The organism is Streptomyces lomondensis, from assembly GCF_014651035.1.
Taxonomy (GTDB): domain Bacteria; phylum Actinomycetota; class Actinomycetes; order Streptomycetales; family Streptomycetaceae; genus Streptomyces; species Streptomyces lomondensis.
This window is the reverse complement of sequence record NZ_BMWC01000001.1, coordinates 641,447-653,311: the sequence shown is the minus strand read 5'-3', so window position 1 is coordinate 653,311 and position 11,865 is coordinate 641,447. Positions and strand designations below refer to the sequence as shown.

The following is an 11,865-nucleotide window of genomic DNA, read 5'->3' as shown; positions in this document are numbered from 1 at the left end:
CGGCGGGCTTAAGAGACCGTCGGCGCCGGGGACGGGCCGGTCAGGCCCCGCTCCGCGCGCCAGCCGTCCACGATGGCGGCCTGGAGGCCGAACATCTCGGCCTTCTCGTCCGGTTCCTCGTGGTCGTAGCCCAGCAGGTGCAGCACGCCGTGGACGGTGAGCAGTTGGAGCTCCTCGTCCATGGAGTGCTGCGTCTCCGCTTCCTTGCCCTGCTTCTGAGCGACCTCGGGGCACAGCACGATGTCGCCGAGCAGCCCCTGCGGCGGCTCGTCGTCGTCCTTGGACGGCGGGCGCAGCTCGTCCATGGGGAAGGACATGACATCCGTCGGGCCCGGGAGGTCCATCCACTGGATGTGGAGCTGCTCCATGGCCTCGGCGTCCACGACGATCACCGACAGCTCGGAGAGCGGGTGGATGCGCATCCGTGCCAGCGCGTAGCGGGCGATGTCGAGGATCGCCTGCTCGTCGACCTCGGTTCCGGACTCGTTGTTGACGTCGATCGACATGGTGCTGTGTGTGTCTACTTCCCCTTGTGCCCGGACTTGCCCCGGCTCTTGTGCGCGCCGTTCTGGGTGCCGTGCTTGGTGTCGTACTGCTCGTACGCGTCGACGATACGGCCCACCAGCTTGTGCCGTACGACGTCGTGGGACGACAGCCGGGAGAAGTGGACGTCCTCGACGCCGTCCAGGATCTCCTGCACCTGGCGCAGACCGCTCTTCGTGCCGTCCGGGAGGTCGACCTGCGTCACGTCACCCGTGATCACGATCTTCGAGTCGAAGCCGAGGCGGGTGAGGAACATCTTCATCTGCTCGGGGCTCGTGTTCTGGGCCTCGTCCAGGATGATGAAGGCGTCGTTGAGCGTGCGGCCGCGCATGTAGGCGAGCGGCGCGACCTCGATCGTGCCCGCCGCCATCAGCCGCGGGATCGAGTCGGGGTCGAGCATGTCGTGCAGCGCGTCGTAGAGCGGGCGCAGGTAGGGGTCGATCTTCTCGTAGAGCGTGCCCGGGAGGAATCCGAGCCGCTCTCCGGCCTCGACCGCGGGGCGGGTCAGGATGATGCGGTTGACCTGCTTGGACTGCAGGGCCTGCACCGCCTTGGCCATCGCCAGGTACGTCTTGCCGGTACCCGCCGGGCCGATGCCGAAGACGATCGTGTGCTTGTCGATCGCGTCCACGTAGCGCTTCTGGTTGAGCGTCTTGGGGCGGATCGTGCGGCCTCGCGAGGACAGGATGTTCTGCGTGAGCACCTGGGCCGGGGTCTCCTGGCCGTCGCTCTCCCCGTTCTCGCTCGCCTTCAGCATGGCGATCGAGCGTTCCACTGCGTCCTCCGTCATCGGCTGTCCGGTGCGGAGCACCAGCATCATCTCGTCGAACACGCGCGAAATGAGGGCGACGTCCACGGGGTCGCCTGCCGCGCTGATCTCGTTGCCCCGGACGTGGATGTCGGCCGCCGGGAAGGCCTTCTCGATCACGCGCAGGAGGGAGTCGCCGGATCCCAGCACCGTCACCATGGGGTGCTGGGCGGGGACGGTGAACTGCGCTCTCGCCTGCTCCTGCGCGGGGGTGTGAGCTGTGGGTGTCTGAGTCATGGGCCGGCGCTTAAGGCCTGCGGTTCCTCCTCGTCACGGCCGCGTAGCTGAGGGCGGCCTCGCGATTCCCAGGGTACGACGGGGGAGTGACAAGGCCGTAGGGGTTTTGGGCGTGGGGTTGGAAACGAGGCCGACGGAGGCTCCTTGGCCGACCGCGTCGGGCGGTGGATGGCCAGGAGGTCACGCCGAGCGCCGGAAGCCGATCGTAGGGACGGCTCTCCGCAACGGCCAGGGCCTCACCAGCTCCTCCGACACGAGCCCGGCGAGGAACCCGTACCGCTGCAACGCCGCCGGGTCCTGCCCCTCGACCGACTGCACCCGCCGCCACCACGCCGCGATCTCCGACCACCCCGGCGCCGACAACGACCCCCCGAACTCCTGCACCGACAGCGCCGCCGTCAGCCCGGCGAAGGCCAGCCGGTCCGCCAGCGGCCAGTCCGCCAGCGTCCCGGTCACGAACCCGGCGACGAACACGTCCCCGGCCCCCGTCGGGTCGAGCGCCTCGACCTCGATGGCCGGCACCTCCGCCGTCTCCCCCGTACGCCGGTCCACCGCGTACGCCCCGTCCGCGCCGAGTGTGACCACCGCGAGCGGCACGTACTCGGTGAGGGCGTGCGCGGCGGCCCGCGGGCAGTCCGCGCCCGTGTACCGCATCGCCTCCTCCGCGTTCGGCAGGAAGGCCTCGCAGTACCGCAGGTCGGGCAGCGCCGCCAGGTCCCACGCGCCGGTGTCGTCCCAGCCGACGTCGCCGAAGACGCGGGTGCCCTTGCTCGCGGCCTGGGCGATCCAGGGCGCGCTGACGCCGGGCGCGAGGGAGGCGACGGCGGCCCGGGCGCGGGGCGGGCACTCGGGGGCCGGTTCCTCCGGGGGCGGCTCGTGGCCGTGCGAGACCATCGTGCGCTCCCCCTCGTACGCCATGGAGACGGTTACCGGGGAGTGCCAGCCGGGCACCGTGCGCGACGGGGAGAGGTCGATGCCCTCGCCGTGCTCCAGGGCGTCCCAGCAGTAGTCGCCGTAGTGGTCGTCGCCGAAGGCCGCCGCGAGGGACGTACGCAGGCCCAGGCGGGCCAGGGCGGTGGCCATGTTGGCGACGCCGCCGGGGCTCGAGCCCATGCCGCGGGCCCAGGACTCCGTCCCGCGCACCGGGGCGGAGTCGAGCCCGGTGAAGATGATGTCGAGGAAGACCGTGCCGGTGAGGTAGACGTCCCAGGGCGGGTCGTCCGGCGCGCGCAGCGGGGCGAGGGGATCGACCTGGCTCTGGCGGTGCGATCCCTTTCCGGCCGGGCCCTTTCCTGCCGGGGCGGTGGACGCGATCACGATGCGCTCCCTGACGTGGTGCGGACCAGGCCAGTCTGCACCACATCACCGACAACGTGACGCCGATCATGCCGGAGCCACCCGGCCCGTCAGCTCGCGCCGGGCCCCCGCGCGCCCCCGCCCGCGCAAGGCGCGGGCAGGCACTACCAGCGCGGCACCGAGGGCGTCACCCACCGCGGGTCGGCGATCCGCATGGCCGCCGCGTCGTCGCGGTCGCGCAGCGCACCGTCGTCCGCCAGCCACCGCCGGTGCAGCACGGCCAGCCGCTCGCGGTCGAGTTCCACGCCGAGCCCGGGGGCGTCGGACACCGCGACCCTGCCGCCCTCGAAGGCGAGCCGCTCGGTGAGGACGTCCTCGGACTGCCAGGGGTAGTGGGAGTCGCAGGCGTGGTGGAGGTCCGGGACGGTGGCCGCCACGTGGGTCATCGCCGCGAGGGAGACGCCCAGGTGGGTGTTGGAGTGCATCGACACCCCGACCCCGAAGGCGCGGCAGACGGCGGCGAGCTGCTGGGTGTTGCGCAGCCCGCCCCAGTAGTGGTGGTCGGACAGCACGACCTGGACGGCGTCCTTGGTGAACGCCTCCTTGATCTCGGCGAAGGTCGTCACGCACATGTTGGTGGCGAGCGGCACGCCGGTCTTGGCGGCGACCTCGGCCATGGCGGAGGTGCCGAGGGTGGGGTCCTCCAGGTACTCGAGGACGTCCCCGAGCTCCTCGGCCACCCGCAGCGAGGTCTCCACCGACCAGGCCCCGTTCGGGTCCAGCCGCAGCGGATGCCCGGGGAAGGCCTCGGCGAGCGCCCGGACGGCCGCGATCTCCTCGTCGGGCGGGAAGACACCGCCCTTGAGCTTGAAGGAGGTGAAGCCGTACCGCTCGGTGAACCGCCGGGCCTGTTCCACCACCCCCGCCGGATCGACGGCGGCGCCCCAGTCGTCCTGCTCGGCCGGCACGCCCTCGGGGTGGCCGGCCCACTTGTAGAACAGGTACGCGCTGTACTCGACGGCGTCGCGCACCTTGCCGCCGAGCAGCGCGTGCACGGGCAGTCCGAGCGCCTTGCCGAGGGCGTCGAGGCAGGCGACCTCGAAGCCGGAGACGACGGACAGCCGCAGCTTGTCGGCGGTCTGGACGCCGCGCAGCCCGCCGACGTCGACGGCGTTCTCGACCTCGGAGGCGTCCACGGCCACCTCGTCGGCGACCGTGAACAGGCCGTTGAGGTCGCTGACCCGGCGGCCCTTCAGCCGCTCGGCGAAGGGCCGGGCCAGGTCCAGGTACTTGGTGTCGCCGTAGGTCTCCCCCACGCCCGTGATTCCGTCGGCCGTGACGACCTCGACGATCAGCCGGGGCGTGTACGGCTGGTGCACGCCCTGCGTGTTCAGCAGCGGCGGGTCCGCGACCAGGATCGGCGTCAGCCGTACCTCCGCGATGGTGAGGTTCACAGGGCGGCTCCCACGAGGTCGAGTCCGGCGGTGAGCAGGCCCCGGAGGGCGGCCAGGTCGGCGGGCGAGGGGTCGGTGAGCGGGGCGCGGACGGGGCCCACGCGGTGGCCGCGCAGCCGGGCCGCCGCCTTGACCAGCGACACGGCGTACCCGGGGACGCGGTCGCGCAGTTCGACGAGCGGGACGTAGAAGCCGCGCAGCAGTTTGTCGACGGTGCCGTCGTCGCCGTCGCGCAGGGCCGTGAAGAAGGCGTCGGCGATCTCGGGGGCGAAGGCGTGCACGGCGGAGGAGTAGGCGGGGACGCCGACGGCGGCGTAGGCGCGGGCCTGGATCTCGGCGGTGGCGGCGCCGTTGAAGAACAGGAAGCCCTCGGGCGCGGCCAGGGTGAGGCGCTGGAGCCGGTCGAGGTCGCTGTGGCCGTCCTTGAGGCCGATGACGTTCGGGAGGGCGGCGATGCGCTTGAGCGACTCGGCGGTGAAGGCGACCTGGCCGCGCTGGTAGGCGATCAGGGGCAGCGGGGTGCGGGCGGCGAGCTGTTCCAGCTGGGCGACCAGGCCGTCCTGCGGGGCCGCGACGAGGTAGTGCGGGAGGACCAGGAGCGCGTCGGCCCCGGCGTCCTCGGCGATGCGCGCGAACCGGGCGGCCTGTGCCCAGCCGTAGCCGGTCCCGGCCACGACCGGCACGCGGCCCGCCGCCTCCTCGACGGCGATGGTGACGACCTGCCGGTACTCGTCCTCGTCGAGTGAGAAGAACTCGCCGGTGCCGCAGGCGGGGAAGACCGCGCCGGGCGCGGCGGCGAGCCGGTCCGCGACGTAGGCGCGGAAGCCGTCCGGGTCGAGGGTGCCGTCGTCGCGGAAGCTGGTCAGCGGGAACGACAGCACGCCGCCCGCCATGCCGTCCCGCAGCCGGTGCGCGACCGCTACCGGTCCAGCGCTCACGGGCATCTCCTTATGTAGACGTCATTTATGTATGAGAATGGAGGCTGGATATGCGAACGTCAACCGGGCGGGCGGCGCGATTACCATCGGGCCATGTCAGACACAGGGGGCGTCCGCGAGGTGAAGTCCGCGGCACGCACGGTCGAGCTGCTGGAACTCCTCGCGGCGCGCGGCGACCGCCCGGCCCGGCTCCAGGAGCTGGCCGGTGAACTCGGCGTGCCGCGCAGCTCGATGTACGCGCTGCTCCAGACCCTGATCTCGCGCGGCTGGGTCCGCACCGACGTCACCGGCTCCCTGTACGGCATCGGCATCCACGCCCTGCTCACCGGCACGAGCTACCTCGACTCCGACCCCCGGGTCCGGGCCGTACGGCCGTATCTCGACGAGGCGTCCGAGGCGCTCGGCGAGACCATCCACATGGGCCGGCTGGACGGCCGGGACGTGGCGTATCTGGCCACGCGCGAGTCGCACGAGTACCTGCGGACGATCAGCCGGGTGGGGCGGCGGCTGCCCGCGCACGTCGGGGCGCTGGGCAAGGCGCTGCTGGCGGAACGCCCGGACGAGGAGCTCCCCGAGGGGCCGTACGAGGCGCTGACCCCGAACTCGCACGCGAGCCGGGAGTCCCTCGCGGCCGACCTCGCGCGGATCCGGGCCCGCGGCTGGTCCGAGGACCGGGAGGAGGGCGTCACCGGCATCGTCGGCTTCGGGTTCGCGCTGCGCTACGACACCCCGGCGCAGGACGCGATCAGCTGCTCGGTGCCGGTCGCCCGGCTCACGCCGGAGCACGAGGAGCGGATCGTCGCCGTGATGCGGGAGATCCGGGCGAAGGCCGAGGCGACGGTGCCGGCGGGGCCCGGATCGGTGCACTGGCGCTAGCGGAAGACGCGGGCATCACCTCGTAAAGGGCGCTCGTTTACCCGGACTTCACCGCCCCAAACACAACGTGCTCCACATCACACCCCCCGGGCTCCCGTGCCCGACTGCTTGCTTGATACAAATTGCCCGCGCGTTCCTGTCCGTCGACGGTCGTCGCCCCATCCCCCTTTCTCCGCCGCTCCTTTCGCATGCCCTGGGAACGCCCGTGTTCGCCCCCCGCACCACCCCCTGGCCCCTCGTCGCCCTTTTCACGGCCGGGTACCTCGCTCCGTATCTGCTGCCGACCACCGTCGGCCGGCTCGACTCGGACCTTCCGCTCTCCGCCACGCAGGCCGGTGCCGCCGGCAGCGCGCTGCTGCTGAGTTCGGCCGCCGCAGGTTTCGTCCTCGCCTCGCGGGTCGAACGGATCGGGGCCCGCGCCCTCGCCCGGATCGGGCTCGCCCTGGCCGTGCTCGGCTACGGCACCGCCGCGCTGACCACCGCCGTCCCGGCCGTCGTCATCGGCGCGGTCGTCGGCGGGTTCGGATCCGGTACGGCCACCACCGTCGCCGCCACCCTCATCGCCGCGCAGCGCGATCCGCACCGGGCCTCAACCGCCGGACTGCTCAGCGTCTCCGCCCTCGCGGGCGCGGTGTATCTGACGGTGCCGCACCTCGGCCCGGGGCACGGCCTGCCCCTGGCCGCGATCGCCCTCACGGCCCTGGCCGTGTGGCCGCTGACCGGCCGCCTGCCCGCCGGTACGCCGGCCGCGCCCGCCCGGCACGACAAGGCCCGGTTGCCGCACGCCCGTTCGGGGCTGGTGCTGGCCGCCGCCATGGTGTGCTGGTCGCTCGCCCAGAACTCCCTGTGGGGCGTGAGCGGACGGATCGGGCTCACTCAGGCCCACCTCAGCGAGGCCACCGTGGGTGCCGTCTTCGCCGTGGCACTGGGCGCCGGGCTGACCGGCGTCCTGGCGGCGGGCGCGCTCGGGGCGCGGCTGGGACGCGCGATGCCGATCGGCGCGGGCACGGTCCTGATCGCCGGCTGCATCGTGCTCAGCGCCTCCGCGACCGACCTGACCAGCTTCGCGGCCGGCGAGATCGCCTGGAACACGGTGTACCCGGTGGTGCTGTCGTACCTGATCGGGCTCGCCGCCTCGCTCGACCCGCGCGGCCGCTGGGCGGTGCTGGTCGGTTCGGCGTCCTCGCTGGGCACGGCCGCCGGGCCGCTGGTCGGCAGCGTGCTCTCTGCGCAGGCCGGGTTCCCGGTCATGGGCGCGGTCCTCGGCGCCGGCCTGCTCGTGATCGCCCTGCCGATGACCGCCGTCGCCCTGCACACCGGCGGCCGCCCGCTGCTGCCCGGCACGATCCGCCGCCGCGGCGGCACCCCGGCCGCCCTGGTCGCCGCCGCCACGGGCACCCCCACGGGCGCGGTCCCCGAGATCGGCGCCCCGGAGCAGCCGGTGGTGGAGATCCCCGTGGAGACCCCGGCCGTCCCCGCCCAGCGCGACTACGACCGGGCGGGACCCCGGCAGGCGGGTGCCTCGCCGGGGTCCGGGAGCCGGTAGGTCAGCCGGCCCCACCGCCCGTGCGGGCGCGCCGGTGGACGAACCAGCCCGTCACCGTGAGGGCGGCCGCGAGGGCGGCCGCCGTCAGGACGGTGGCTCCGGTGGCGGCGAGGCTGCCCGAGGTGGCGGTGGTGGCCGACGTACCCGTGCCGCCACTGGTGCCGCCGACAGCGCCGCCCGCGCCCGTGCCGCCCGTCGCGCCGGTGCCGCCGTCCGGGCCGGGGCCGCCGGTACCGCCGCCAGTGCCTCCGCCGGTGCCGCCGTCCGTGTCCACCGGGTCCTGGCCGGTGAAGGCGACCGGGACCTTGACGTCCTGGGAGCGGTCGCCGGAGAGGGTGTGGTCGGCGCGGGTGGCCAGCACGCACGTGGCCTTGAAGCAGTCGGTGAACTCGTCCTCGGCGTCCACCGTCAGCTCGACCTCGAAGGTGCCGCCCTTCCCGTACGGGATCGCCAACTCCTCGCCGTAGTCCGGCGGGTCGGAGGAGATCCACGCCGAGGAGTGCGAGGTGCCCGACATGTCGACGCCGCCGATGCACGGGGTGGGCAGTTCGCCCTCGCCGTTGTCGACGCACAGGGCGACGTAGACGCCCTTCTTCACGTCGTATCCGGAACCGGTGACCTTCAGGGTCTGGTCCTCGGTGGCGAGGTCGTTGACCGGGGTGACGGTGAGCTTCTGGCCCTCGGGGCCGGTCACCGTCCGCGTGCCGGAGGGCTCGGTGTCCTCGCCGCCACCGCCGCCCCCGCCGCCGCCCCCGCCTGGTTCCTTGACGGTGAGGGTGACCGGTGACGTGCGGGTCGTGCCCGCGGAGTTCCGGAACTCGGCGCGGTAGCGGTAGCCGTTCTGGCCCGCCTGGGCGGTGAAGGAGTACGCGTTCCTCGTCGCGCCCTCGATCGCGGACCAGGTCTGGCCGCCGTCGGGGCTGACCTGCCAGCGCACGGCCGGCTCCGGGGTGCCCTCGGCCGCCGCGACGAAGGTGACCTCGTCGCCCGGGGCCACAGACTGGCCGGTCGGGGACTGGGTGACCTCGGGAGAGACCCGGCGGTCGAACCGGACGACCGAACTCTCCGCCTGGTTGGTGAGGTGGACGGAGGCGGCGCCCGGGGTGACGGCGATGCCGCCGAAGCTTCCGGCCCGGCTGCCCGGCAGGACGACGGGTGCCGCCGCCTGCTGGAAGGTGGTGCTGTCGTACACCTCCAGGGCACCTGTGTGGTCGGCGCCGTCCGCCGCGCTGCCGTAGTCCTCGCGGAGGACGAAGGCCTCGCCCGTGGCCTGGTCGAAGGCGACCGCGGTGGGCCGGTCCGTTCCCTTGAGGGCGGTGAGGAGTTTCGCGTTCTTGTCGAAGACGAGCACCGAAAGGCCCGTGCCCACCCAGACGTTGCCGGTCCCCGGGTCCACCCGGACGAAGGAGAGGATCTCCGCGGGCAGGCCGGCCTCGGCGGTCACGGCGAGGGAGCCGGCGTCGACGCGGCGGAGCTTGCCGCCGGTGGCCTCGGCGGACCAGAGGAGCCCGCGGGCGGTGTCGTGGGCGAGTTCGCCGCCGGCGTCCAGGGTGACGGTGCGCCTGACGGTCCCGGTGGCGGTCTCCACCTCGGACAGGACGGCGCCCTGGGAGATCAGGACGGTGGCCGGGCCGGTGCCCGGAGCGGCCCCGGTGATCGCGCCGCCGGGGGGCCAGACGCCCTGCGCGGCCGGGTCGCCGTGCCTGGCGGTGCCGATGCCGCGCACCGGGTACTGGAAGACGACCCCGTCACCGGCGAGCGGGGCGATGATCCGCTGGACCGCGCGGGGCAGCAGCGTGCCGGTGGAGCCGGGGGCCTGGGCGACATGGCCGAGCACCTTGCCGTCCCCGGGGTCGACGACGTACAGGCCCGCCTCGTTGACGTCCGCGGTGTCGGGGACGTTGTCGGAACCGACGTAGAGCTTCCCGGAGTCCGGGTGCAGCAGGAGGGCGTTGGGGCGGCCGACCGTGGTGATCTCGGCCGCACGCGCGTAACTGACAGTGCCCGGGGGGACGTCCACGCCGTCGCCGCCGTCCCCGTCGCCCGGGTCCTGGCCCTGGAAGGTGATCGGGATGCGGACGTCCTGGGAGCGGTCGCCGGCGGCCCGGTGGTCGACGCGGGTGACGACCGAGCAGCCGACCTGGGTGCAGTCGAGGCCGCCGTCCTTGGCCTTGGCCTCGATCTCGACGTCGAAGGTGCCGCCGTCGCCGAAGGTCTCGGTGAGCGGGCCCTCGTTCGGGTCGCCCTCGGGGACGACCCACTTCGAGGCGCCGCTGCCGCCGCTCTGGTCGGCTCCCCCCAGGCAGGGGGTGGGGATGCGGTTGTCGCCGTTGTCCTTGCACACGGCGACGTAGATGCCCTTGGTGACGTCGTAGCCGGAGCCGGTGACGCGCAGGGTCTCGCCGCCCGGGTCGAGGTTCGCGGAGGCGGAGACGGTGAGTTGCTGGCCGTTCTTGCCGAGCGCCGTCCTCGGGGTGTCGGCGGCCTGCGCGGCGGAGCCGGCGCCCACGGCGACCGAGGCGGCCACCAGGGCGACGGCGCCGAGCAGCGCCGCCGGACGTCTGTGATGCATGAGCGGAACCTTCACCGGAAGGTGATCGGGACGTGGACGTCGTACTTGCGGTCCTCGCTGTCGAAGTGGTCGGCGCGGGTGACGACGGCGCAGGTGACGTCCTCGCCGCAGACCTGGCCGTTGTCGAGGGCCGCCTTGACGTAGATGTTCACGTCGAAGGAGCCGCCCGTGCCGAACTTGGAGCTGTTGGCGAACATGCCGCCGAAGGTGTTGTTCACCCAGTGCGAGGCACCGGTGGAGCCGCTCTCGTCCTGGCCGCCCAGGCAGGGGGTCGGCTTGGCGGCGCCCGGGGCGCCCGAGACCACGCACAGGCCGACGTAGACGCCCTGGCCCGGGTTGAAGCCGGAGCCGGTGACGTTGACGACCTGGCCGTTCGCGGAGGCCGTGTTCGGGGCGGTCACCGACAGGGTGTACGTGGTGCCGCCGTCGGTGACGGTACGTGTGGCAGTGGCGGCGGAGGCCGAGGTGGCCAGGCCCAGGGTCAGGGCGGCGGACGCGGCGACGGCCAGGCCGGCGCGGGCGGAGAAGGCGTATCTCATGGGGGGTGAGCCCTTTCTTGTCGATTCTTGTCGGTTCTTGTCGTTCTTGTCGGTCGGGTAGGCAGTGGCTAGTTGGGCGTGCGTACCGTGAACTGCGCGAGAGCCCCGCGCTGTTGACCTGTCACGGCGTACAGCTCCACCGTGTGCGCGCCCTCGGCGGCCGTGGCGTACACCGGGAAGGCCCGGGTGACACGACCCTCCTCGTCGGCCACCGCCTGGTACCGGGTGTCGCCGTCGATCGCCACGAGCACGACCGCACCGGGCGCGAAGCCCTCGCCGGTGACCCGCTGCTCGCCGCCCGGAGGCAGGGAGGCGTGCCGGAGAGCGGCCGTCGGAGGCGGCGGGGCCGTCTGCGCCGGCCGGGGTTCGGGTGCCGGCGCGCTCGGGGTCGCCGGGCTCGGCGACGGCGGCGGTACGTCGCCGGGAGTGCCGTCCCCGGCACCGGTGGCGGCCGTCACGTCGAGCAGGCCCAGCCCGTCGCCCGCGGCGAACCGCTCCCCGCTCCAGGAGGACAGCAGCCCCGCCCCCTCGTCCGTGAGGGACGCCCGCAGGCCGGTCCAGGTCATCCCGCCCACGCGAACGGCGGGTGCGGCGCCCTCCGGCGCGAGTTCGGCCAGCGTCACGTCCAGGGCGCGGCCGTCGCGGACGGCTCGCGCGTGCAGCGCGCCGCCGTCGCCTCTCAACTCCAGCCGGAGGCCGCCCAGCAGGAGCGGATCGGCCGGATCGGCGGACCGTTCGAGTCGGGCGGTGCCGCCCAACTCCACTTCTGCCGCGCCGGTTTCGGAGTGCGCGGTGCCGCCTGCCGCCGGGAACCAGGACCGGTGGCCGTGGGCTGCGGCGGGTTGGCCGGCGGTCAGCCCGATGCCCACCCCGGCGAGTTCGGCCGTGGTCCAGCTCGCGTATCCGCCGGACACCTCGCGCGGGAGGGCCTGCCCGTCCCGCGCGGCTGCCGCGCCCGGTGCCAGCGCCAGGCACAGGGCACCGACGGCCAGGGCGACGGCGCCGGGTCTCTTCGCCATCTTCGTATCCCCCTTCGGGACATGCCGTGCCCCGACG

The 11,865-nt window shown here is 73.6% G+C and carries 10 protein-coding genes; 2 read left to right on the top strand and 8 right to left on the bottom strand.

Annotated elements, in window-relative coordinates:
- Positions 1 to 8 precede the first annotated feature (8 nt).
- From ybeY to IE255_RS02785, 5 genes are all read right to left on the bottom strand, one after another.
- Positions 9 to 506 carry an rRNA maturation RNase YbeY gene (gene ybeY, locus IE255_RS02805; RefSeq protein ID WP_190048472.1) on the bottom strand — a complete coding sequence of 166 codons (498 nt, stop codon included), beginning with the start codon at positions 504 to 506 and terminating at the stop codon, positions 9 to 11.
- Between the two features lie 14 nt (positions 507 to 520).
- On the bottom strand, positions 521 to 1,588 hold the full coding sequence (locus tag IE255_RS02800) for a PhoH family protein (RefSeq protein WP_190048471.1): 1,068 nt from the start codon (positions 1,586 to 1,588) through the stop codon (positions 521 to 523).
- A 180-nt stretch (positions 1,589 to 1,768) separates the two neighbouring features.
- Positions 1,769 to 2,905, bottom strand: coding sequence for a carbohydrate kinase family protein (locus tag IE255_RS02795; protein WP_190048470.1), 1,137 nt, complete (start codon positions 2,903 to 2,905; stop codon positions 1,769 to 1,771).
- A gap of 143 nt (positions 2,906 to 3,048) precedes the next feature.
- Complete coding sequence (locus tag IE255_RS02790) at positions 3,049 to 4,338, bottom strand: glucarate dehydratase family protein (RefSeq protein WP_190048469.1); 1,290 nt, start codon at positions 4,336 to 4,338, stop codon at positions 3,049 to 3,051.
- Positions 4,335 to 5,282: a 5-dehydro-4-deoxyglucarate dehydratase gene (locus tag IE255_RS02785; RefSeq protein ID WP_190048468.1), complete on the bottom strand. Its 948-nt coding sequence runs from the start codon at positions 5,280 to 5,282 to the stop codon at positions 4,335 to 4,337. Before IE255_RS02785 ends, IE255_RS02790 begins: the two co-directional genes overlap by 4 nt.
- Positions 5,283 to 5,369: 87 nt before the next feature.
- Here IE255_RS02785 and IE255_RS02780 point away from each other — a divergent pair, with 87 nt between their 5' ends.
- Positions 5,370 to 6,152, top strand: coding sequence for an IclR family transcriptional regulator (locus tag IE255_RS02780; protein ID WP_190048467.1), 783 nt, complete (start codon positions 5,370 to 5,372; stop codon positions 6,150 to 6,152).
- A 205-nt stretch (positions 6,153 to 6,357) separates the two neighbouring features.
- Positions 6,358 to 7,698, top strand: a complete 1,341-nt coding sequence (locus IE255_RS02775; protein ID WP_190048466.1) for an MFS transporter — start codon at positions 6,358 to 6,360, stop codon at positions 7,696 to 7,698.
- 1 nt (position 7,699) lies between these two features.
- Here the strand turns inward: IE255_RS02775 and IE255_RS02770 are convergent, their stop codons facing one another.
- The 3 genes from IE255_RS02770 to IE255_RS02760 all read right to left on the bottom strand — a co-directional run bounded on the left by IE255_RS02770 (position 7,700) and on the right by IE255_RS02760 (position 11,828).
- On the bottom strand, positions 7,700 to 10,270 hold the full coding sequence (locus IE255_RS02770; RefSeq protein ID WP_190048465.1) for an immunoglobulin domain-containing protein: 2,571 nt from the start codon (positions 10,268 to 10,270) through the stop codon (positions 7,700 to 7,702).
- A gap of 11 nt (positions 10,271 to 10,281) precedes the next feature.
- Positions 10,282 to 10,809, bottom strand: coding sequence for a neocarzinostatin apoprotein domain-containing protein (locus tag IE255_RS02765; protein ID WP_190048464.1), 528 nt, complete (start codon positions 10,807 to 10,809; stop codon positions 10,282 to 10,284).
- 68 nt (positions 10,810 to 10,877) lie between these two features.
- Positions 10,878 to 11,828 carry an HtaA domain-containing protein gene (locus IE255_RS02760; RefSeq protein ID WP_190048463.1) on the bottom strand — a complete coding sequence of 317 codons (951 nt, stop codon included), beginning with the start codon at positions 11,826 to 11,828 and terminating at the stop codon, positions 10,878 to 10,880.
- Positions 11,829 to 11,865 lie beyond the last annotated feature (37 nt).